The following is a 21,733-nucleotide window of genomic DNA, read 5'->3' on the forward strand; positions in this document are numbered from 1 at the left end:
TACGAAACGGATTAAGGCAAAATTAAAAATGAGCCCGGTACAATACCGGACTCACTTTTATCAAGCTGCCTAATGAAATAACTGTGTCTAACTTTTAGGGGTCACTTCAGAAAAACTCGCTCTTTTTTTGTTATGTACAATAATTCATTACTATTCTAATTCAATTGAAACATTTTTTTGTGGTACAAATGTAGAAATTGCATGTTTATAAATAAGCTGTTGCTTACCTTCTGTTTCCAGTAGGACTGTAAAATTATCAAATCCTTTAATTAATCCACGAAGCTGGAAACCATTTAATAAGTACAGCGTAACAAACGTATTCTCTTTACGGAGTTGATTTAAAAACTGATCTTGAATATTGATTGATTGCTTCATGTCGAATCCTCCTCTTTTTCTCTACTTACTATTATTCGACTTTAGTTGTAGCTTTCCTTCTATGTATCGTAAAATTTCTGACGTTTTTTCACCGTCTGTAACATCAAACCATGTGACATCCATCTTATTACGGAACCACGTTAATTGACGTTTTGCATAACGACGTGAATTCGTCTTTAATTGTGATACCGCTTCTTCTAAAGAGACACGATCCTCAAAATAATCATATATCTCTTTATACCCAATCGCTTGAATAGATTGACAATCTCGTATCCCTCGATTATACAACCCTTCTACTTCTTCTAATAAACCTTGGTCCATCATTATATCAACTCGTAAGTTAATGCGATCGTATAGCATTTCACGATCCATTGTCAAGCCAATTAAGGAAACATCGTATAATAACTCGTTTTCTTGTTTTTCAAGTTGATCACTCATTTTTTCACCCGTCGTGTGGAAAATTTCTAACGCCCTAATGACACGGCGTACATTATTTGCATGAATACGCTCAGCGCTTTCTGGGTCTATTTCCTGTAATTTCTTATGTACATATTCCACACCACGTTCTAATGCTAACTTTTCCATTTGTTCTCGGTATATAGCATCACCAGCATCATCCGTAAACTGATAATCGAATAAAACAGATTGTATATACAGACCAGTTCCACCAACGATAATCGGCAATTTACCACGCTCTGTAATCTCGCGAATATGCTTACGAACACGTTCTTGAAATTCGGCAACCGAAAATGATTCTTCCGGATTTTTTATATCAACCATATAATGTGGAATTCCGTCCATCTCTTCTTTCGTCACCTTTGCGGTTCCAATATCCATCGTACGATAAATCTGCATGGAATCTCCACTTATAATTTCACCATTTAACGCTTTGGCAAGATCAATACTTAACTTCGTCTTCCCAACAGCAGTTGGTCCAATGATGACAGCAACTTTTTCACGTTGCACTTCTCCCATATCATTCAACTCTCTTTATGTAATGTACTCCATCTATTGATTATATCCAATCTTACCAATTTTAACGGCATGATTGCAAGTTCTTTCATTACGGTACATGAAATTATAAATAAAAAAGAACATAGTTTGTCCAATTCCACATATACATGATTAAAAATACCTTCGAGAGGATGAGTTAACTATGAAACAATCCACTATCAATTTTTCATCTTTGACAAAAGACCTCATTTTAGCTACTGCTACAAAAGAACACAATTGTTCACAAGAAGAATTATACTTCGCCTTAAATTGTTTATTACGTTCTTTTCATTCTGCTCTCCAAGAAACAACATTCCATCTAGAAAATAAAGATACAGAGTATATACAAAACCAATTTTGCAGCGCATATAAAATTATTACAGGTAAAACTATTTATCCTTTTCAATAATCCATAAAAGGCGATTGCTTACATACTTTCAAGCAACCGCCTTTTATATTAATACATATATACTACTCTATAACTTTCACTTTTACAGATTTGCGCCCCCAGCTATTCGCACTACCATCTGAGCCAACTAAAACATCAATACGATTTCCTTTAATCGCACCACCAGTATCTCCAGCAATCGCTTCTCCATATCCTTCTACCCATACTTTTGATCCAAGTGGAATTACTTTAGGATCAACAGCAATTACTTTCATATTTGGATTTGCTGTTAAGTCATGCCCCATTGCAGTTAATACACGACCACCATACGAACCATTCTCACTCGGATCTGCTGTATATGCTGTCGCTTCTACCGTTATTTCACGTCCACTAGTCGGTGCACTTGTTTCATTAGATTTCGCAACTTGTTTCGTAGTTGACTGCTGTTTTGCCACAGGTTTACTTGATTCTACATTCTTAACAGATTCTTTACTCTTAACTACTTTATTACTTTTAACCGGCGTATTTACTCTTTCCGGCGCTTCTTCTTTCGTTGCAACTTCTTTCTTTTCAATCACTGGTGCCGTTCCTGTTAAAAATGGCACATGAACATATCCTGTTTTTCCATTATAGTCAAATTGCAACCATTCATTTTGAACTTGATTTGTCGTTTCAATTACATCATTTTTATTCAGTTTTCCAAGAATTTCTGAATCAGTATTCGCTCCAGCGCGAACATTTAACACACCCGCCGTTACATAATATGTACTTTTTGTAAATTCAGCACTTACAAACGCTTCTTGACCATTTAATTTAATTTTTGTCCATCCGTTTTCTGTATTTACAACATCTAATTTATTTCCACTTAACATTTTACCTACAAGCTTAGACTCTACAGTTGGGTTTTCTCTAACATTTAATACGTCTGTTGTTACAATCGTTTCCGCTTTCGCAGAACCTGCAAAAATCCCAAGACCAAAAACTGCCGCCGTTGCTATACCTAATAATTTTTTCATGAATAGCCTCCATTTGCTTTGTTTTCGTATTTTTATTATAGCAACGGATTTTTAAGATTTTTAGAAAACACACAATTACAAACCATTCGTAATATACGATTAATGAGCTGTAACATAAATTTCCATATTAATGAATTACATTTCCAATAGAATTCCCAATAGTTTTCATATATTTTCCACATACAAGCATCAGAATTTTTTTCCAGAAAAAATTACAGTATTACTTTTTTGTTACAAAAAAATCATATTTCATTACATCTTTTACCAAAATTCATCATTCTCCAATTATCAACCTCCTTTTTTGTAATAAAAAGGAGCAGCTAATAAAAGCTACTCCCTTTACACGTATTATTTAACTTTCTTTTTCCAAATTCCCATCATAAGAGCAGAAACAACTGCCCCTATCAATATCGAGAAAATATATAACACTGGTTTATTTACTAAAGCGATAACAAACAATCCACCATGCGGTGCTGGTAATGTAATTTGGAATAACATTGATAATGCACCTGCAATACTTGAACCGACAACACAACTGACAATTACCCGAACCGGATCTGCTGCTGCAAATGGAATCGCACCTTCTGTAATAAACGATGCCCCCATAATATAATTTGTTAAACCAGACTTACGTTCCGCTTCTGTAAACTTCGATTTAAAGAAGGTAGTTGCTAACGCAATTGCAAGCGGTGGCACCATACCACCAGCCATAACCGCTGAATGCACCCCAAAGTTCTTCGCTTCTATCGCAGCAATACCAAACGTAAATGCTGCTTTATTAATTGGACCACCCATATCAATTGCCATCATCGCACCTAAAATAAGACCTAGTAATATAGCATTTGTACCGTTCAAACCATTTAACCATCCTGTTAACATTTCATTCAATGCTACTACAGGCGGAATTACTACTTTTTGCATAACAACTCCTGTAATCAATAGTCCGAAGACTGGATATAACAAAACAGGCTTAATTCCTTCTAACTGTACTGGTAACCCTGAAAATAATTTTTTCAATCCTAAAACAACATATCCGGCTAAGAAACCAGCAATTAATCCACCTAAAAATCCAGCATTCGCATGTGCCGCTAAAAATCCTCCGACAACACCAGGCATAAAACCAGGACGATCAGCAATAGAACTAGCAATAAATCCTGCTAAAATTGGTACAAGGAATAAAAATGCCCCTGTTCCCCCTCCTCCAATAGACATGAACAATTCAGCTAAAGGACCTTCTGCTTTTATACCACCAAACGAAAACGCTAGCGCAATTAAAATCCCGCCACCAACAACGAATGGAAGCATATTACTTACGCCGTTCATTAAATGCTTATAAATTCCTAATCCATTTTCTTTCTCCGTATTTTCTGCCTTTCCATCCTCTTTTACACCTTTAAAGATTGGTGCATCCTGTTTTACAGCACGATTAAGAAGTTTTTCAGTTTTTCTAATCCCGTCAGCGACTGGCACTTGAATAACATGTTTACCAGCAAAACGGTTCATTTCTACTTGTTTATCTGCCGCAACAATTATAGCCGTTGCGCGTTCAATATCCTCTTTCGTTAAACCGTTTTTTATACCTGTTGATCCATTCGTTTCAACTTTAATTGCAATTCCTAGCTCTGCTGCTTTTGCTTTCAAGCTATCTGCAGCCATATATGTGTGAGCGATTCCAGTCGGGCAAGCTGTAACAGCTAATACGTACGGTTCATTCCCTTCTGGTTTTGCAACTTCAACCTCTTCTTCTTCTTTTTCATTTTCTTTTTCATCAAATAAACGAAGAAGTTCTTCTTCATCCTTCGCTTCTAACAATTGCTTACGAAACCCTTCATCCATTAATAGTGTAGATAGGCGTGATAACGTTTCCAAATGCGTATTATTCGCCCCTTCACTTGCAGCAATCATAAAAAATAAATGCGCAGGTTGTCCGTCAAGCGATTCATAGTTGATACCGCTTACACTTCTACCAAAACAAATCGCTGGTTGCTTAACAGCTTTTGTTTTCGCATGAGGTATAGCAATCCCTTCACCAATGCCGGTTGTACTTTGTGACTCCCGCTTTAAAATAGCTTCTTTAAATTCAGCTTTGCTATTTAAACGATTTGCCCCGTTTAATTTCTCAACTAACTCATCTATGACAGCTTCTTTATTTGAAGCTGTCAAATTCATAATAACTGTATCCCTTTTTAATAGTTCTGTAATTTTCATATGTTGCTTCCCCCTATCGCTTAGTTACAATTACTTGCGACAATAATTCTTCTACTTTTTCCTTTTCACATAAATCGGCTGAAAATGCTGTTGCACTCCCTGTTGCAACGCCATATTGAAATGCCTTTTCAATATCTTTTGTCTGTTCATATCTTCCTACAAATCCCGCAACGAGAGAATCTCCAGCCCCAACCGAATTAATTACAACGCCTTTTGGAATAGTTGCTTCATATATACCTTCTGCCGTAAATAATAAAGCTCCATCTCCGGCCATTGATACGATAACGTGCTCTACACCTTGTTCAACTAATTTTCTTCCATATGGTAAAACATCTTCTACTGTGGAAATCTCTACTCCGAATAACTCACCAAGTTCATGATGATTAGGCTTTATTAAAAATGGTTTATTTTTAACTACATGCTGCAAGGCACTACCACTTGCATCTACTACTACACGAATGCCTTTTTCAGCTCCGAACGCTGCGATTGATTCATAAAAGGTAGTTGGGATAGACGCTGGTACACTTCCAGCTAGTACAACACAATCTCCCTTTTGCATACTTTCAATTTGTTTCATTAATTGTTCAAATTGTTCCTTAGTCACACTAGGTCCTTGCCCATTTAATTCTGTTTCTTCTTGCCCTTTTATTTTCACATTAATTCGAGAATCTCCATCTACTTGGACGAAGTTTGTTATTACACCTTCCGTCTGTAATACATCTTTAATAAATCGACCGGTAAATCCACCAGTAAATCCTAGCGCTACATTTTCCACACCTAAACGATGAAGAACACGAGAAACATTAATCCCTTTCCCTCCAGGAAACTTCATATCTTTTTCCGCTCGATTTACTGCGCCTAACTCTAAGGAATTAACTTGTACTATATAATCAATAGATGGGTTTAAAGTTACTGTATAGATCATTGTTTATCAGCCTCAATTACATTGGTTTGTCTTTTATATTTTTCTAAATCAATTTCTAAATGGTTTGTAATAATATTCGCCTCTTCCACATTGGCAATTTTCGCAAACGCAACTTCCGAAAACTTACTTTCATCAATTAAGAAATATCCTTCATTTGCTAATGTTAATGCCATTTGCTTTAAAAGTGCCTCTTCTGGATCTGGTGTTGTAAAACCAAGCTGTTCATGTACACCATTCGCTCCTAAAAAACATTTATCAAAACGATACTTCTGCATGCTTTCCTGTGCCATAGCACCGATTAAAGCTTTCGTCCTACTCTTCATCATTCCGCCTAGTAAATATGCACGAATATGATTTTCAACTAAAGCTTCAATATGCATAAGTCCATTCGTAACAACGGTAACATCCTTATTTATTAAAAATGGAATCATTTCAAATGTTGTACTTCCTGCATCTAAATAAATGCAATCACCTTGTTCCACAACGTTAGCCGCATACTTCGCAATTTGTTGTTTTATTTGAATGTTTTTGGATGATTTTTCAACCATCGTCGGCTCCTGTCCTTTTCCTGTTAAAACAGCTGCACCACCGTGAACTCTTTTTAATAACCGTTGTTTTTCCAATTGCGCTAAATCACGACGAATTGTTGATTCAGAGCTTTCTGTTCTTTCCACTAATTGTTGTAATTTAACAACCTTCTGCTCTTTTACAAGTTGCAATATCATTTGATGACGTTCAGGAGTTAACATTTTATTCACCTCTTCTTTGATTACAGTATAATGAAAACGATCACAAAAATCAACCATAAACATTCATAAATAACCAAAAACAATCACAAACAGTTATAAACAACAAAAAAGAAACCCATTGGATTGTTATATCAAATGGGTTCCTTTACTCGCTTCACTTATAAGGAAGCTTTATATATGCTTAAAACATCGTCTTTATTTAATTTTTTAAAGTTACCAAATTCGCCATAAGCCATCGCTTTATCCGCCATTACATCAATTTCATTTTCTCCAATAGCATAATCAGATAAAGTTACTGGTGCTTCAATTGAAGTCCAAAATTGACGTAACGCCTCAATTCCTTCTAACGCAATTTCTCGATCAGTCTTTCCATCTGTTTCTACATCGAATACACGAATAGCAAATTGTTTAAAACGACTTACATTTTCATCTACAACATGCTTCATCCAGTTCGGGAATAAAATCGCAAGGCCACCTCCGTGTGGTATATCATGAACCGCTGAAACCGCGTGCTCAATATTGTGTGTTGCCCAGTCTCCTTTTACTCCCATCGCTAAAATACCGTTTAGCGCCATAGTACCGCAGTATAAAATCGTTTCTCTATGCTCATAATTTTCTAGATCATTTAAAAGCTTAGGAGCTGTCTCAATGACTGTTTTTAAAACAGATTCACAATAACGATCTTGTAATTCTGTATTTGTTCCATGATGGAAATATTGTTCTAATACGTGTGACATAATATCTACCATACCGTAAATTGTTTGATCCCTCGGTACAGACGCAGTATGAGCTGGATCTAAAATTGAAAACTGAGGGAAGGTAACTGGGCTACCCCAGCCATATTTTTCATTCGTTTCCCAGTTTGTAATGACAGAACCAGCATTCATTTCAGATCCTGTTGCCGCAAGAGTAAGCACAGTACCAAATGGTAATGCCTCACTGGCAAATGTTTTTTTCGTTACAATATCCCACACATCTCCATCGTACTTACTACCAGCTGCAATTGCCTTCGTACAGTCGATTACACTACCTCCACCAACTGCTAAAATAAATTCAACACCATTATCTTTACAAATTTGAATCCCTTTCTTTACAGTTGATACACGTGGATTCGGTTCAACACCTGTCAATTCAAATACTTCTGCATTTATTTCCTTTAAAATAGAAATTACATTATCATAAATACCGTTTCTTTTAATGCTGCCTCCCCCGTATACGAGAAGAACTTTTTTACCGAACTGTGGAATTTCAGTTTTCAATTGCTCTAATTGACCTTTACCGAAAATAAGTTTCGTTGGATTACGAAATACAAAATTTTGCATATCCCTTTACCATCCCTTCTATATGAAAAGCAACTATACTTTTGTATACCATATTTTTTTCATTTTACAAAAACATTTGCCTAACAAAAAAATCTCAGCCTATAGGCTGAGATTTTTTATTGATAATAAGGTGAGATCATTAAGTAAACAATAACACCAGATAAACTTACATATAACCAAATCGGCATCGTCCAACGTACAATTTTACGATGACGTGTTAATTGATTTGTAAAACCAAATACAAGTGCAAACAATGCAAGTGGTACGATAATTGCTGCTAGGATAATATGTGTAATTAAAATGATGAAATACACATATTTAATGAATCCTTCGCCACCAAAATGTGTTGCTGGCGCCAAGTAATGATACGATAAATAAGAAACACAAAATAGCAACGTCGTTGTAAATGCTGCTAGGATGAAGCCACGATGCATTTTCACATTCTTCTTAATAATAGAGAATAACGCTGCTAATAAAAATACAAACGTAAAGCTATTAAAAATTGCGTTTAACATTGGTAAAATCGTTACATCAAAATGTACTTCTCCTTCATAGCCAACAGGTCCAAAGAACAAAAATAAAATAATCGCATTTACAATTACAGAAAGCGTTATCACAATAGGAGCATAGCTTTTCTGATTTGTTGATTGATCCACCAAAATGGTCACTCCCTCTTCCTTCAAATATGTATACGTAACCTCACTATTTTAACATACTATTCACAGTGTAAATGTGACAATAGTTTGACACAGCAAGACAAAACAAAGAAAAAATCCTTCTTAATAAAACTTCTTAAGAAGGATTTTATCGCTTTATTATTCAAATAGCAATGCGATTAGTTTTTGTTAAAAAATGTATCGCTATATGCTTGAAAAATTTCAGACACTTGATATCCCATTAAAGAAATTGCTGTTAATGAAAAGAAACCAATCATAAGAAATCGAAACCACATATAAATCTCCTCCTTGTATTTAGCTTAAAAAACATTCGCTATATTACAAGTTGAGTGGCACTCTTCATCGTCACTTTCCTTTTTCTTTACAATTGCTGTTATAAATCGAATCATAAAGAAAAATACAAAAGGAAATTGTTCGTAATTTACCTTGGCATAGTTCAGCAACGGCTCGCGTTGCACATCGAACGGGGATGAGAAGGAATAGAACATACCTTGCTCTTCCATATATACAATTACAATTTTCATACAAAATACGATTCCTAGAAACGAAACAATATCTTGCCATTCTGTCGTATATAACAGGTTATACAGCTCTAATACATACTCTTCCATCGTCATCCCCCCTTCCTTTTTTACCATTCTGCTCGCCTTCGTATAAAAAGTCAAGAAAAAAGTTTATATTCACTATGACAATAGTAATTACTCTTTTCTTTACTTATATATGAATCTTTTCTACCAATGATTGGATGTAGCATTTCTTAGAAAACAAGAAATTAGAATCGAATAGATTCCTCATTCTTACTTTTAGTATTCAACACCGTACTATTTTTATTTCTATTAAAAATAAAATAAGAAAGTATTATAAGAACAGTAACAAGCATCGTCAAAAGTGCTTGTGAACGTAAAGATTCAATTGCAAGCATCGCAATTAAAACTGCTATAATAGCTGCAATTGTAACATACGTCACATACGGGAAAAACCACATTTTCACTTTCAAATTTTGTTGTTCTACTTTCCCCATTTTTTTACGGATCTTTAAATGTGAAACTGCTATAACGAGATAAACGAGTAACGCAATTCCGCCAGATGCATTGACTAAAAATAAAAAGACTTTATCTGGAGATATGTAACTAAAAACAACTCCAATATAAGCGAAGAACGTTCCGAATAAAACGGCCCGAACTGGAACACCACTACTATTCAATTTCAAAAATGCCTTTGGAGCATCTCCTCTTTCTGCCATTGAAAAAAGCATTCTTGAGTTCGTATATAAACCAGAATTTAAACAAGAAAGTACAGCTGTTAAAACGATAAAATTCATAATTTGTGCTGCCGCTGGTATTCCTATATGTTCCAGTACTGCTACAAACGGACTTTTTAGTATGTTCGCTGAATTCCACGGAAGAAGTGTAACAACTACAGCGATAGATCCAATGAAAAATACGAGAATACGCCAAATTACACTATTTGTTGCTGTTTTTACTGCTTTTACAGGTTCAGCAGATTCTCCAGCAGCTACTGCAACAATCTCAGATCCCATAAATGAAAATATAACGACAGTAATTCCAAGTAGCACCGAACTTATACCGTTTGGCATAAATCCTCCTTGTCCTACTAAATTGGAAGTGCCAGGTGCTTCCGTTCCTGGTACAAATCCTAAAATAACAGCTAGTCCAAGACAAAGGAACAAAACGATACTTATTACTTTAATAAAAGAAAACCAATATTCAAACTCTCCAAATGATTTCACCGAAAAAACATTCGTCAATGTTAATAAAATCGTTAATATTAGGCTTAATAACCAAAGAGGGATTTCTGGAATCCAGTATTGAATAATACCAGCACCTGCTGTGGCTTCTATTGCAATAACAATTACCCAGAAAAACCAATATAGCCACCCAATTGTATAACCCGCCCATGGACCAATTGCTTCTCGTGCATATGTTGCAAATGACCCACTTGTCGGGTTAATAGCTGCCATTTCTCCAAGCATTCTCATAACGAAAATAACTAGAAGTCCTGCTAATGCATATGAAACGATAGAACCTGGTCCGGCTGAATGTACAACCGCCCCACTTCCAACAAACAAACCAGCTCCTATTACGCCGCCAATTGAGATCATTGTAATGTGGCGTATTTTGAGGTCTTTCTTAAGATTTTTATCCAACTCTTATACATCCCCTTCCAAACGTAATTTTGAAATTTATGTAAGAGTATTATGTGAAAACTTTGCCTACACTTTAAAATATATCAAAATATTCTGAATTTAACAATTGTAATGCAAGCTCCCATAAAAATTATTACATTAGGTTTAATAATTTTCCATATACAATTGTTGAGAAAATTATAGTCACCTTACAAAAGAACGAATTTTCAGATATTATTAAATAAACAAGATTATACATCTAGACAACTTTTTGTATAGGAGTGTTGATATGTTAAACAAGTTCAAATTCATTTGTTGTACGTTAGTAATTTTTTTACTGCTACCACTAGCCCCCTTTCAAGCACAAGCAGCAAACAATTTAGGATCAAAACTACTCGTTGGATACTGGCATAACTTTGATAACGGTACTGGCATTATTAAATTAAGAGACGTTTCACCAAAATGGGATGTAATTAATGTATCTTTCGGGGAAACTGGTGGTGATCGTTCTACTGTTGAATTTTCTCCTGTGTATGGTACAGATGCAGAATTCAAATCAGATATTTCTTATTTAAAGAGTAAAGGAAAAAAAGTAGTTCTTTCAATTGGTGGACAAAATGGAGTCGTTTTACTTCCTGACAATGCCGCTAAGCAACGCTTTATTAATTCCATACAATCTCTCATTGATAAATACGGTTTTGATGGAATAGATATTGACCTTGAATCAGGTATTTACTTAAACGGAAATGACACTAATTTCAAAAACCCAACTACTCCTCAAATCGTAAATCTTATTTCGGCTATTCGAACAATCTCAGATCATTACGGTCCCGACTTTCTATTAAGCATGGCTCCTGAAACAGCTTATGTTCAAGGCGGTTATAGTGCATACGGAAGCATCTGGGGTGCATATTTACCGATTATTTACGGAGTGAAAGACAAACTGACATACATTCACGTTCAACACTACAACGCTGGCAGCGGGGTTGGAATGGACGGTAATAACTACAATCAAGGTACTGCAGACTACGAGGTCGCTATGGCAGATATGCTCTTACATGGTTTTCCTGTAGGTGGTAATGCAAATAACATGTTCCCAGCTCTTCGTTCGGATCAAGTAATGATTGGACTTCCTGCAGCACCAGCGGCCGCTCCAAGTGGTGGGTATATTTCTCCAACTGAAATGAAAAAAGCTTTAGATTATATCATTAAGGGAATTCCTTTCGGAGGAAAGTATAAACTTTCAAATGCGAGTGGCTATCCTGCATTCCGCGGTCTAATGTCTTGGTCTATTAATTGGGATGCAAAAAATAACTTTGAATTCTCTAGTAGCTATAGAACATATTTCGATGCTATTCCCTTGCAAAAATAATAAAAAACAACAATAGGTTTTATATGACCTATTGTTGTTTTTTATTTACCACCAATTAACATCGCTCGTTCATCAAAAACAAATTGAGAATGATGATGTGGAATTGAATACATTAGTTACTATTTTGCTTCAATACAAATACTGAAAGTTCAGGTACACTACAAAATCTAACAGGCATTCGTGTTGTCCCAATACCACGATTTACGTATAAATGTAACGGCTTATTCTTCCCTTCTAATTCATACATACCTTCAACATGAATCTCAGCTAGTTTTGTCGTAATGAATGGACCGATAAAAGGAATTTGAACTTGTCCTCCGTGACTATGGCCTGACATTTGAAAATCAACTGGGTAACGAGCTACTTTGTCTACAACATCCGGCTCATGTACTAAGAGCATATTGAAATCTTGTTGCCTCACATGTTTTAAAGTCGAGTCTATTTGCGGCTTTCCTAATAAGAAATCATCCAAACCTGATATTGTAATATATTTTCCGTTTTCCGCTTTAATTTTCTGCACTTCATTTACTAACACAGCGAAACCAGCTTCCTCCATATATTTTTTATAAAATAAACTACCTCCCCCGCCTCTATCATGATTCCCAAACACTGCATATTTCCCTAAGGGCGCATGTATTTGCTGTAATATGCCTTTTGCTTCTTCTTTTTCGGCTTGATACGATCCAAATTTATCTATTAAATCCCCTGTAAAAACTACTACATCCGGACGTAACGCATTCATCTTCTCCACCAAATTTTCTAGTTGTTTCAGTGTGAATTCTGGTCCTAAATGTACATCTGAGAACTGCAATATTTTTTTATTATGAAACTCTTTAGGAATTGTAGAAACTTCTATTTCATTCCACGTAACTGTTACTAGTTTTCGTTCTATTTCTGTCGCATAGAAATACAAACTTATAGAAATCATTACTACACTTACAAAACTGATTATAGATACCTTGACGATTGATTTTTTTTGTTCTTCTTTTACGTGATACGTATTCATGTTCTCACCTCTAGAAGTACTTTAAAACCTTATTGTTACATGAATGTGACAACACGAACAATGTTAGTTATATTCAATTCCAGTCCTGCTCACTTTGACAAATTTATACAGAAGTCATAACATATTTTTATAATACATAGATTCTTAAAAATGTTCCATCTATTCTTTTATCATTTTATTAAGGAGAGATTATTCATGTCTGTATTTACACCAGAAGAAATTACGGAACTTGCTGCTAATTCCGGAAGAAAAAAAGCTCATTTATCATTACTCCCTATGCTAATTCTCGGTTTTTTTGGCGGTGCTTTCATAGCATTAGGGTATTTACTCGATATTCATGTTATTGGAACAATGCCAAAGGCTTGGGGATCATTTACTAGTTTTCTAGGCGCTGCTGTATTCCCTATCGGTCTTATACTCGTTATTCTTGCAGGCGGTGAGTTAGTAACTGGCAATATGATGACCGTTTCAATGGCGTGGCTTCATAAAAAAATCGACTTATTTCACTTCATTCGAAATTTATTCATTGTTACGTTTAGCAACTTCATAGGTGCTGTATTCGTTGCTTATTTTTTCGGTCATATCGTCGGATTAGCAGAGGGCGCTTTTTTAGCGAAAACAGTTTCTGTTGCGCAAGCTAAACTACAAGATACACCACTACAAGCTTTCATTTCTGCAATCGGATGTAATTGGCTTGTTTGTTTAGCTGTTTGGCTCAGTATGGGAAGTAAAGAATTTATCGGAAAGATTATCGGTATTTGGTTCCCAGTTATGACTTTTGTTGCAATTGGATTTCAACACGTTGTAGCCAATATGTTTGTCATCCCAGCTGCAATTTTTGCTGGTCATTTAACTTGGTTTGAATATTTTCCAAACTTCATTTTTGTTTTCTTCGGAAACTTAGTAGGAGGTATGTTATTTGTGGCATTACCTTATTTCATATCTTATAATAAGAAACTACCTTCTACTAAAGAACAAACGGAATTAAAGAAAAAATCTGTATCTGCTTAAATGGAACGACTATACAGTAATCCTGAAAAATATTACAAATTCCATTTTTTTTATGAATATATGTGCGTACACTTGTTCTTGAATGTTTTATACGTTATAATAACAACTTAAATAGCATTATTTACATATGAGGTGAAAAACATGAACAAAACAGAATTAATCAAAAACGTAGCACAAAATGCTGAGATTTCTCAAAAAGAAGCTACTGTAGTTGTACAAACTGTAGTAGAATCAATCACTAACACTTTAGCTGCTGGTGAAAAAGTACAACTTATCGGATTCGGTACATTCGAAGTTCGCGAAAGAGCTGCTCGTACAGGCCGTAACCCACAAACTGGTGAAGAAATGCAAATCGCAGCTTCTAAAGTACCTGCTTTCAAAGCTGGTAAAGAACTAAAAGAAGCTGTAAAATAATGAAAAATAGCCTTCTCTTTTACGAGAGGGCTATTTTTTCATTACATAATTAATAAAAATCTGACCATTATGCTCTTTCTTTTGTTCCTTTATGCAAATAAAGCCTTTACTTTCAAAAAAAGGTTTTGCTGTAATACTCGCTTCTGTATATATCTCCCTATGCCCCAAGTTCACTGCTTCTTTTTCTAACTTCTGTAGTATGTATGATGCTATTCTTTTCCCTTGATAATCTTTATGCGTAAATAGACGATCTACGTAATACTCATCATTATAATCCCCAAATCCGACTATCACACCGTTATGATCCGCTACATAACTAATATTCTTCTCTAAAGACTGTAACCAGCTTTCTCTATCTAGCTGATCTGGTGCCCATGCCTGTAGCTGTAATACGTTATAATCTTTTGCATTAATTGTATGAACTGTTTCATAGAACAACTGTAATACTTGTTCTAAATCATCTTTATGAAAGGCCCTAATGATTGTATCTTTTAACATATTTGAATCTCCTTACTACACTATCATTTAACTTTTCTACCATTTATGATTCAATATTTCTGCTTTATTATATCTTTTTTCTTTCTATATTAACAAAAAACAATACTTATTTCAAAGTATTGTTTTTTGTTTAAAAGCCTATGAAATTACTCTATAAATTTACATTTTTATTATTTTAACTTCACTCTTTGCAATCGTAATGCATTTAATACGACCGATACAGAACTAAATGCCATCGCTGCTCCTGCAACCCAAGGCGCTAAGAAACCAAGCGCTGCAATTGGGATTCCTAAGCCGTTATAAGCTAGTGCCCAGAATAAATTTTGCTTAATATTTCTTATCGTCATCTTACTCATAAAGATTGCATCAGCAATACTATTTAAATCGCCACGAATTAACGTAATATCTGCCGCTTCCATCGCTACATCCGTTCCTGTTCCAATTGCCATACCGATATCCGCCGTTGCAAGTGCTGGAGCATCATTTATTCCGTCTCCAACCATTGCTACTTTCTTACCTTGCGCTTGAAGTTTTTTCACTTCTTCTGCTTTTCCTTCTGGTAATACTTCTGCAATTACGTGTTCAATACCAACTTGCCCCGCAATCGCCTGAGCAGTTTGCGTATTATCTCCTGTAATCATCACAACGTCTAGACCCATTTTCTTAAGCCTTGTAATAGCTGCTTTTGAAGTATCTTTTACAGTATCTGCAACAGCCACTATACCAGCATATTCTTTATTAATTGCAATAAGCATTGCTGTTTTGCCTTCTCGTTCTAACTCTTCCATCGATTTAGAAACTTCTTCAATATCAATATTGAATTTCTTCATTAATCGGCGTGTACCAATTAATAATTGTTTCCCTTCTACGACTGATTCAATACCGAATCCAGGAATCGCTTCAAACGTTTCTGAACTTGGAATATCAATTTTCTTTTCTTTAATTCCTTCTACAATCGCTTCTGCAAGTGGGTGTTCAGAATTTTTTTCTGCCGCACCTACTAAACGTAATATTTCTTCTTCATTGAATCCATCTGCGACAATTACATCCGTTAACACTGGCTTTCCATTTGTCACAGTACCTGTTTTATCTAGAATAACTGTATCCAATCGATGCGTTGCTTCTAAATGCTCTCCGCCTTTAAATAAAATACCATACTCAGCTGATCTTCCTGATCCAGCCATAATAGATGTAGGTGTCGCAAGACCTAATGCACATGGACAAGCGATAACAAGTACTGCTATCATTTTCTCAAGTGCTCCGCCAAAATCACCTGGTGTAACAAATATCATCCACACTGCAAATGTAATAATAGCAATCACAACTACAACCGGTACGAAAATACCTGAAATTTGATCTGCTACCCTTTGAATAGGAGCTTTTGAACCTTGAGCCTCTTCTACTACTTTAATAATTTGAGCTAATGCAGTATCTCTTCCTACCTTAGTTGCTTTCACTTTTAAAAATCCATTTTTATTCATTGTAGAACCGATTACTACATCCCCAATTGTTTTATCAACTGGAATACTTTCACCTGTTAACATCGATTCATCTATTGCTGACTTTCCTTCTACAATCTCACCATCTACCGGAATTTTTTCACCAGGCTTTACATAAACGATATCACCAGCTACTACTTCTTCGATTAAAATTTTCATTTCTGTTCCATCTCGCACAACTGTAGCTGTCTTTGCTTGTAAACCCATCAACTTTTTAATTGCTTCTGATGAACGTCCCTTTGCTTTTGCTTCAAATAATTTACCTAAAATAATTAGTGTAATAAGTACCGCGCTCGTTTCAAAATATAAATCTGTCATGTGTTCCGAAGAACCGATAGATTGAATGCTTAAATATACACTATAGAAATAGGCGGCCGACGTTCCAAGTGCCACAAGAACATCCATGTTAGCACTTTTATTACGTAACGCTTTATAAGCCCCAACATAAAACTGTCCACCAATGATAAATTGAACTGGCGTTGCAAGAGCTAGCTGCACCCAAGGGTTCATAAGCATATCAGGTAAATAAATAAACGATGTAAATGAGAAGTGACTTACCATTGCCCACAGTAACGGGAATGATAAAATAAACGAAATAATAAACTTCTTCTTTTGTCGCTTAATTTCTTGTAAGCGATGATCAGTTGATCCATCTTGCTCATCTGATTTCACTTCCAATTTATATCCTAATTTCGTAATTGCACTCTTCATTTCATTTACATTAATTTCATCAGGATTAAAATCTACTGTAGCTGATTCCAAAGCGAAATTTACTGTCGCCCCGTTCACACCTTCTAACTTATTTAAACGCTTTTCTACTCTATTGGCACATGCTGCGCATGTCATTCCTGAAACAGTAAATTCAGCTTTATCACTTACAATTCCATATCCTAACGATTCAACTTTTTCCTTAAATTGTTGCGGATTTGTTTTTTGGGGATCATATATTATTTTCGTTTTTTCAAGTGCAAAATTTACATTTGCATCATGAACACCTTCTACTTTTTTTAGGCCTTTTTCAATTCTATTTGCACATGCTGCACATGTCATTCCTGATATTTGAAGATTGGCCTCTTTTTGTTCATTCATGTCTCTCACCTCTATATACCCTTATGAGGTATAATTATTAGCAAAATAAATCGTACTTCCTATAAAGTACGATTTATTTCCATATCTAAAAATAATTATTGAACATCGTATCCTTGATCTTCAATTACAGCAACGATATCTTTTAATGTTACAACTGACGAGTCGATAGTAACTTCAACAGTTCCTTCTGCTAATTGAACTTTCACTTGTTCAACACCGTTTAGCTCTTTCACACTGCTTTCGATAGCATTTACACAATGTCCACAAGACATACCTTCAACTTGTAATGTTAACTGTTCCATTTAAAATCCTCCTCTTGTTTATTCATTGTTTGTTAATCACAGTTACATCTTACCATACCCCCCTAAGGTAATCAATGATTTTTTATCATGATTTTTCAATTATTTTCTAAAAGTTTATTTTACACACACTTTTTCACACCAATACAAGGATAAACAAAAAACAAGCTAGTTACACACTAGCTTGTTTTTACGCTTTTGAAAAACGTTCAAATACTGTCATTAATTCTTCGATTGCTTCGTCACCATTGCCATCTTTAATAGCACCTGAAACACAATGACTCGTATGGTTTTTTAATACACCCATTCCTACTTTTTTCATCGCTGCATTAATCGCTGAAATTTGCACTAAAATATCCACGCAATACCGATCATTTTCAATCATATTTTGAATACCCCGAACTTGCCCTTCAATTCTCTTCAATCTATTTATAATTTGCTCTTTTTCTTTTTCTGATCTATGTGTTACTGCTTCATGCTCTTTATGCCCCATATTATCACCTTCTTAAAGTTTCTCTTCATCCAATAAAACAATTACTTTTACGAGTATACCAATTATAGCATTAAATATCTATGCATGATACCCCATATGAGTATATTTCCACTTTATGATTATTCTTAACACATTGTTAGCTTCTCAGTCTTAATTTTCATTATACCCTTTCCTTTTTTCAAAAAACAATAATAAGCGAGGGTTGTCCATCCCCGCTTATTATTCATTCCCAAATATAAAAGCCTCAATCTTCACACATGTAAATTGAGACTTTTTCTTCCTATATATAATTATTGCTGATCACATACTTTTGTATCATTCACTACTGAAGTTCCTTCAACGGTTACCGTATGAAAACAGTCATTTACACGAACTGTCACAACATTATCTTGCCGATCAATGATATGATATTCATTAAAATTTTTATTTAGAGCACTGCGAATTTGTTCTCCTTCATAAATTGGGATACCATGCGATAAAACCCAAATAAGTCCAGCGATAGCGAGAATAGTTTTCATACGATCTACCTCCTTGAGAATATAGTGAACTTTTCATCCGTGCTTTTTCAGCTCTACGAATCATAATTGGAATGAACCAAGCCTTTTCGGAAATAAGTTCATTTCGTCTATTTTATGTTTATGCTAATTGTGAACGAATTGTGACAACTTTTTGTCTCTTTAGACGAAAAATTGAAACAAAACTTTCAAAAAGGACAATTCTACTTACGCAAACAAAAGGCTATGGAGAATTTCCCCATAGCCTTTTGCTTACATTTAATTAGACGATCATTTCATTATGTTTAATAGTAAGTGTTTCAATTTGAATGGTAGCATGTTCAATATGAAACTCTTGTTTTAACATATCAATAATATTTTGAAGTACTTCTTGATCATCCTGTTTTTTATCAATCATTACATGGACGCTTAATGCGTCTAGTCCAGATGTAATTGTCCAAATATGAAGATCATGTAAATCACGTACACCTTCTACTCCTTTAATCGCTTGCTTCACTTTCTCTAGTTCAATTGCAACGGGTGTACCCTCCATAAGTATATGAATGGAATGTTTTGTTACTCCCCACGCGCTCTTTAAAATTAATAAAGCAACAACTACTGAAATAATTGGATCTGCTATATACCATGAGAATAACGACATAAGTACCCCAGCTACTAATGCTCCCACTGACCCTAAAGCATCTCCAAGAACATGTAAATACGCGCTACGTAAATTTACATTATTTTTCACATCACCTTGTCTCATCAGTGCCCATGCACTAATTAAATTTGCTAGTAAACCAATTGATGCGATTAACATCATTGGACCACTTGAAACAGTTGGTGGTTCAAAAAACCGACCAATTGCTTCCCATACGATAAGCCCTGCTACAACAAATAACGTAATTCCATTAATTAATGCCGCCAAAATCTCAAAACGATAATATCCATACGTTTTTTTAGAAGTAACCGTTCTAGCTGCTAATCCAATAGCAATTAAACTTAATAATAAGGAACTTGTATCGCTTAACATATGTCCTGAATCAGATAATAAAGCCAAACTATTTGTAACTAGTCCCCCGAAAAATTCAAGGAACATGATAGTTGCTGTAATCACTAAGGCTGTAATTAATCCTTTTCTGTTACCTTTCCTACTTTCCTCAAAATGATGATGGCCATGGGAATGCCCGTGAGCATGCCCATGATGTTGGTGACCGTGATGATGTCCCATATAAATACCTCCTTTTAATTTTGTTTGTCTTTCATAATTCCACTATTAAATTTTTATTTTATTTACAAATGGCTCTTTTCTTATTTGAATCGAACTTGTTGGACAGCCGTCACTTGCCGCCAACATTGCTTGCAAGAAAGTTTTTGGAATACCCATTATTCCTTGGTTATTATCTAATACACCAAATGATTTTCCTCTTCCGTCTACCTGATATATATCAGGTGCTATAGAAATACATAGTCCACATGCCTCACAATTCTTTTTATTTACAACCGTATAATATAACACTATAAATCACCTCCGATATAAATATACAATACGTAGGTAGGGTATATTTATACCAAACTTCCTTCTAAAGTTTCTATTTCTCTAGTTAAATAATAATAGCATATCGGTTTTAAATCGCTATCTAATTCATAAACCAATGGTGTTCCTGTTGGAATGTTCACATTTTCTATATCTTTATCTGAAATTTGATCTAAATGTTTTACTAAAGCACGTATTGTATTGCCGTGTGCTGCTATAATTACTTGTTTACCAGCTTTTACGTTAGGAGCTATCTCTTCATTCCAATAGGAAACAACTCGTTTTTCTGTATCTTCTAGATCTTCTGTAAGAGGAAACTCATAATCTTTTACATCTCTATATTTCGGATGTGCTGCTTCATATCTTTCGTCATCTTTTGTAAGTGCTGGTGGGCGTACATTTGTTGAACGTCTCCATAATGTTACTTGTTCATCGCCATATTTTCTCGCTGTTTCTTCCTTATTTAATCCTTGAAGCGCACCGTAATGTCGCTCATTTAATTTCCATGTTTTATGAACAGGTATCCACATCAAATCCATTTCTTCGAGAGTAATCCATAAAGTACGCATCGCTCTTCTCAAAACAGATGTATATGCGATATCAAACGAGAAACCATTAGCTTTCAGCATTATTCCAGCTTCTCTTGCTTCTTTCATACCTTTCATTGATAAATCAACATCTGTCCAACCTGTAAACCGATTTTCAACATTCCATTCACTTTGTCCATGTCTTATTAATACAAGTTTAACCATACTTATTATCTCCTCTCCTTTGAAAGTTGCATTTTCATAAAGAAGTATCTTTATGAAAATGCATTGTTACATATTTAGTTCTTTTTTCTTTATTTCACTACTATGACTAAACGCTAATTCAATTAATCCATTTACGTGAGAGTCATCTAATGAATAAAAAACAAGTTTCCCCTCTTTACGCTTTTTCGCCAATCCTATCGTTTGTAATAGTCTTAAGTGATGTGAAGCTGTTGCAATACTACTATGAATAATACTTGCGACATCACGTACGCAAAGTTCCTTTTCTGTATACAACGCATAAGCAATTTTTAAACGTGTTTCATCTGCAAGTGCCTTAAACATCTTCGCTACACTACTTATCTTCTCTTTCTCTAGCATATCACTTGCATGTTTTACTTTTTGCTCATCATGATAACAAAGTTCACAATACTCTTCACTCATATGTAACACCTCTTATTCAAATATATATT

Annotated in this window: 24 protein-coding genes; 4 read left to right on the forward strand and 20 right to left on the reverse strand. The window is 34.9% G+C overall.

Going from position 1 to position 21,733, the window contains the following annotated elements:
- Window positions 1–150: 150 nt before the first annotated feature.
- Together hfq and miaA are read right to left on the reverse strand one after the other, a co-directional pair.
- Complete coding sequence (gene hfq / locus ACTFNE_RS00005; RefSeq protein ID WP_000813896.1) at window positions 151–375, reverse strand: RNA chaperone Hfq; 225 nt, start codon at window positions 373–375, stop codon at window positions 151–153.
- A 21-nt stretch (window positions 376–396) separates the two neighbouring features.
- A complete protein-coding gene (gene miaA / locus ACTFNE_RS00010; RefSeq protein WP_046198540.1) occupies window positions 397–1,350 on the reverse strand; it encodes a tRNA (adenosine(37)-N6)-dimethylallyltransferase MiaA in 954 nt (317 codons plus the stop codon).
- Window positions 1,351–1,531: 181 nt separating this feature from the next.
- On the opposite strand from miaA, the gene ACTFNE_RS00015 reads away from it, so the two are divergent.
- Window positions 1,532–1,777 carry a hypothetical protein gene (locus tag ACTFNE_RS00015; RefSeq protein ID WP_046198539.1) on the forward strand — a complete coding sequence of 82 codons (246 nt, stop codon included), beginning with the start codon at window positions 1,532–1,534 and terminating at the stop codon, window positions 1,775–1,777.
- A gap of 62 nt (window positions 1,778–1,839) precedes the next feature.
- Here the strand turns inward: ACTFNE_RS00015 and entD are convergent, their stop codons facing one another.
- The 8 genes from entD to gabP all read right to left on the reverse strand — a co-directional run bounded on the left by entD (window position 1,840) and on the right by gabP (window position 10,820).
- The gene (gene entD, locus ACTFNE_RS00020) at window positions 1,840–2,772 is read right to left on the reverse strand and encodes a cell wall-binding protein EntD (protein WP_000734633.1); all 933 of its coding nucleotides are present in this window, start codon (window positions 2,770–2,772) and stop codon (window positions 1,840–1,842) included.
- A gap of 348 nt (window positions 2,773–3,120) precedes the next feature.
- Complete coding sequence (locus ACTFNE_RS00025; RefSeq protein ID WP_000704628.1) at window positions 3,121–4,980, reverse strand: PTS fructose transporter subunit IIABC; 1,860 nt, start codon at window positions 4,978–4,980, stop codon at window positions 3,121–3,123.
- A 13-nt stretch (window positions 4,981–4,993) separates the two neighbouring features.
- Window positions 4,994–5,905 (reverse strand): 1-phosphofructokinase, encoded by a 912-nt coding sequence (pfkB, locus tag ACTFNE_RS00030; protein WP_270705076.1) that lies wholly within the window; start codon window positions 5,903–5,905, stop codon window positions 4,994–4,996.
- Entirely contained in the window at window positions 5,902–6,654 is a 753-nt protein-coding gene (locus tag ACTFNE_RS00035; protein ID WP_000957275.1) for a DeoR/GlpR family DNA-binding transcription regulator, read from the reverse strand. Before ACTFNE_RS00035 ends, pfkB begins: the two co-directional genes overlap by 4 nt.
- Window positions 6,655–6,812: 158 nt before the next feature.
- A complete protein-coding gene (locus ACTFNE_RS00040) occupies window positions 6,813–7,976 on the reverse strand; it encodes an iron-containing alcohol dehydrogenase (RefSeq protein WP_001179105.1) in 1,164 nt (387 codons plus the stop codon).
- A gap of 116 nt (window positions 7,977–8,092) precedes the next feature.
- Window positions 8,093–8,635 (reverse strand): DUF420 domain-containing protein, encoded by a 543-nt coding sequence (locus ACTFNE_RS00045; RefSeq protein ID WP_000228315.1) that lies wholly within the window; start codon window positions 8,633–8,635, stop codon window positions 8,093–8,095.
- 317 nt (window positions 8,636–8,952) lie between these two features.
- On the reverse strand, window positions 8,953–9,291 hold the full coding sequence (locus tag ACTFNE_RS00050) for a hypothetical protein (protein WP_002022209.1): 339 nt from the start codon (window positions 9,289–9,291) through the stop codon (window positions 8,953–8,955).
- 134 nt (window positions 9,292–9,425) lie between these two features.
- Window positions 9,426–10,820 carry a GABA permease gene (gabP, locus tag ACTFNE_RS00055; protein WP_046198537.1) on the reverse strand — a complete coding sequence of 465 codons (1,395 nt, stop codon included), beginning with the start codon at window positions 10,818–10,820 and terminating at the stop codon, window positions 9,426–9,428.
- Between the two features lie 268 nt (window positions 10,821–11,088).
- Between gabP and ACTFNE_RS00060 the strand changes: the two genes are divergently transcribed.
- Entirely contained in the window at window positions 11,089–12,171 is a 1,083-nt protein-coding gene (locus ACTFNE_RS00060; RefSeq protein ID WP_270705077.1) for a chitinase, read from the forward strand.
- Window positions 12,172–12,283: 112 nt separating this feature from the next.
- Here the strand turns inward: ACTFNE_RS00060 and ACTFNE_RS00065 are convergent, their stop codons facing one another.
- Window positions 12,284–13,177, reverse strand: coding sequence for a metallophosphoesterase (locus ACTFNE_RS00065; RefSeq protein ID WP_046198535.1), 894 nt, complete (start codon window positions 13,175–13,177; stop codon window positions 12,284–12,286).
- Between the two features lie 195 nt (window positions 13,178–13,372).
- On the opposite strand from ACTFNE_RS00065, the gene ACTFNE_RS00070 reads away from it, so the two are divergent.
- A complete protein-coding gene (locus ACTFNE_RS00070) occupies window positions 13,373–14,188 on the forward strand; it encodes a formate/nitrite transporter family protein (RefSeq protein WP_046198534.1) in 816 nt (271 codons plus the stop codon).
- A gap of 141 nt (window positions 14,189–14,329) precedes the next feature.
- Window positions 14,330–14,602 (forward strand): HU family DNA-binding protein, encoded by a 273-nt coding sequence (locus ACTFNE_RS00075; protein ID WP_001043904.1) that lies wholly within the window; start codon window positions 14,330–14,332, stop codon window positions 14,600–14,602.
- A 30-nt stretch (window positions 14,603–14,632) separates the two neighbouring features.
- Here the strand turns inward: ACTFNE_RS00075 and ACTFNE_RS00080 are convergent, their stop codons facing one another.
- From ACTFNE_RS00080 to ACTFNE_RS00120, 9 genes are all read right to left on the reverse strand, one after another.
- On the reverse strand, window positions 14,633–15,100 hold the full coding sequence (locus tag ACTFNE_RS00080; protein ID WP_046198533.1) for a GNAT family N-acetyltransferase: 468 nt from the start codon (window positions 15,098–15,100) through the stop codon (window positions 14,633–14,635).
- Between the two features lie 170 nt (window positions 15,101–15,270).
- Window positions 15,271–17,688: a heavy metal translocating P-type ATPase gene (locus ACTFNE_RS00085; protein ID WP_046198532.1), complete on the reverse strand. Its 2,418-nt coding sequence runs from the start codon at window positions 17,686–17,688 to the stop codon at window positions 15,271–15,273.
- 95 nt (window positions 17,689–17,783) lie between these two features.
- Window positions 17,784–17,990, reverse strand: coding sequence for a copper chaperone CopZ (copZ, locus tag ACTFNE_RS00090; protein ID WP_000436976.1), 207 nt, complete (start codon window positions 17,988–17,990; stop codon window positions 17,784–17,786).
- A 187-nt stretch (window positions 17,991–18,177) separates the two neighbouring features.
- Window positions 18,178–18,480 carry a metal-sensing transcriptional repressor gene (locus ACTFNE_RS00095; RefSeq protein WP_000509876.1) on the reverse strand — a complete coding sequence of 101 codons (303 nt, stop codon included), beginning with the start codon at window positions 18,478–18,480 and terminating at the stop codon, window positions 18,178–18,180.
- Between the two features lie 290 nt (window positions 18,481–18,770).
- Window positions 18,771–18,998, reverse strand: coding sequence for a hypothetical protein (locus ACTFNE_RS00100; RefSeq protein ID WP_000849103.1), 228 nt, complete (start codon window positions 18,996–18,998; stop codon window positions 18,771–18,773).
- Window positions 18,999–19,257: 259 nt separating this feature from the next.
- Window positions 19,258–20,205 carry a cation diffusion facilitator family transporter gene (locus tag ACTFNE_RS00105; protein WP_000509822.1) on the reverse strand — a complete coding sequence of 316 codons (948 nt, stop codon included), beginning with the start codon at window positions 20,203–20,205 and terminating at the stop codon, window positions 19,258–19,260.
- A 45-nt stretch (window positions 20,206–20,250) separates the two neighbouring features.
- The gene (locus ACTFNE_RS00110; RefSeq protein WP_000967685.1) at window positions 20,251–20,493 is read right to left on the reverse strand and encodes a ferredoxin; all 243 of its coding nucleotides are present in this window, start codon (window positions 20,491–20,493) and stop codon (window positions 20,251–20,253) included.
- A 47-nt stretch (window positions 20,494–20,540) separates the two neighbouring features.
- On the reverse strand, window positions 20,541–21,263 hold the full coding sequence (gpmA, locus tag ACTFNE_RS00115) for a 2,3-diphosphoglycerate-dependent phosphoglycerate mutase (protein ID WP_000240140.1): 723 nt from the start codon (window positions 21,261–21,263) through the stop codon (window positions 20,541–20,543).
- Window positions 21,264–21,329: 66 nt separating this feature from the next.
- Entirely contained in the window at window positions 21,330–21,704 is a 375-nt protein-coding gene (locus ACTFNE_RS00120) for an ArsR/SmtB family transcription factor (RefSeq protein ID WP_001288310.1), read from the reverse strand.
- Window positions 21,705–21,733: the final 29 nt, after the last annotated feature.

Source organism: Bacillus cereus group sp. MYBKT111-2 (genome assembly GCF_051915205.1).
Lineage (GTDB): Bacteria > Bacillota > Bacilli > Bacillales > Bacillaceae_G > Bacillus_A > Bacillus_A paranthracis.

Excerpts from the sequence above, each read along its gene's own strand:
- ACTFNE_RS00105 (WP_000509822.1), bottom strand. The coding sequence starts at position 20,205 with ATGGGACATCATCACGGTCACCAACATCATGGGCATGCTCACGGGCAT.
- ACTFNE_RS00050 (WP_002022209.1), bottom strand. The coding sequence starts at position 9,291 with ATGGTAAAAAAGGAAGGGGGGATGACGATGGAAGAGTATGTATTAGAG.
- ACTFNE_RS00080 (WP_046198533.1), bottom strand. The coding sequence starts at position 15,100 with ATGTTAAAAGATACAATCATTAGGGCCTTTCATAAAGATGATTTAGAA.
- miaA (WP_046198540.1), bottom strand. The coding sequence starts at position 1,350 with ATGGGAGAAGTGCAACGTGAAAAAGTTGCTGTCATCATTGGACCAACT.
- ACTFNE_RS00035 (WP_000957275.1), bottom strand. The coding sequence starts at position 6,654 with ATGTTAACTCCTGAACGTCATCAAATGATATTGCAACTTGTAAAAGAG.
- entD (WP_000734633.1), bottom strand. The coding sequence starts at position 2,772 with ATGAAAAAATTATTAGGTATAGCAACGGCGGCAGTTTTTGGTCTTGGG.
- ACTFNE_RS00100 (WP_000849103.1), bottom strand. The coding sequence starts at position 18,998 with ATGAAAACTATTCTCGCTATCGCTGGACTTATTTGGGTTTTATCGCAT.
- ACTFNE_RS00095 (WP_000509876.1), bottom strand. The coding sequence starts at position 18,480 with ATGGGGCATAAAGAGCATGAAGCAGTAACACATAGATCAGAAAAAGAA.
- copZ (WP_000436976.1), bottom strand. The coding sequence starts at position 17,990 with ATGGAACAGTTAACATTACAAGTTGAAGGTATGTCTTGTGGACATTGT.
- hfq (WP_000813896.1), bottom strand. The coding sequence starts at position 375 with ATGAAGCAATCAATCAATATTCAAGATCAGTTTTTAAATCAACTCCGT.
- ACTFNE_RS00025 (WP_000704628.1), bottom strand. The coding sequence starts at position 4,980 with ATGAAAATTACAGAACTATTAAAAAGGGATACAGTTATTATGAATTTG.
- ACTFNE_RS00085 (WP_046198532.1), bottom strand. The coding sequence starts at position 17,688 with ATGAATGAACAAAAAGAGGCCAATCTTCAAATATCAGGAATGACATGT.
- pfkB (WP_270705076.1), bottom strand. The coding sequence starts at position 5,905 with ATGATCTATACAGTAACTTTAAACCCATCTATTGATTATATAGTACAA.
- ACTFNE_RS00040 (WP_001179105.1), bottom strand. The coding sequence starts at position 7,976 with ATGCAAAATTTTGTATTTCGTAATCCAACGAAACTTATTTTCGGTAAA.
- ACTFNE_RS00120 (WP_001288310.1), bottom strand. The coding sequence starts at position 21,704 with ATGAGTGAAGAGTATTGTGAACTTTGTTATCATGATGAGCAAAAAGTA.
- ACTFNE_RS00060 (WP_270705077.1), top strand. The coding sequence starts at position 11,089 with ATGTTAAACAAGTTCAAATTCATTTGTTGTACGTTAGTAATTTTTTTA.
- ACTFNE_RS00065 (WP_046198535.1), bottom strand. The coding sequence starts at position 13,177 with ATGAATACGTATCACGTAAAAGAAGAACAAAAAAAATCAATCGTCAAG.
- ACTFNE_RS00015 (WP_046198539.1), top strand. The coding sequence starts at position 1,532 with ATGAAACAATCCACTATCAATTTTTCATCTTTGACAAAAGACCTCATT.
- ACTFNE_RS00070 (WP_046198534.1), top strand. The coding sequence starts at position 13,373 with ATGTCTGTATTTACACCAGAAGAAATTACGGAACTTGCTGCTAATTCC.
- gpmA (WP_000240140.1), bottom strand. The coding sequence starts at position 21,263 with ATGGTTAAACTTGTATTAATAAGACATGGACAAAGTGAATGGAATGTT.
- ACTFNE_RS00075 (WP_001043904.1), top strand. The coding sequence starts at position 14,330 with ATGAACAAAACAGAATTAATCAAAAACGTAGCACAAAATGCTGAGATT.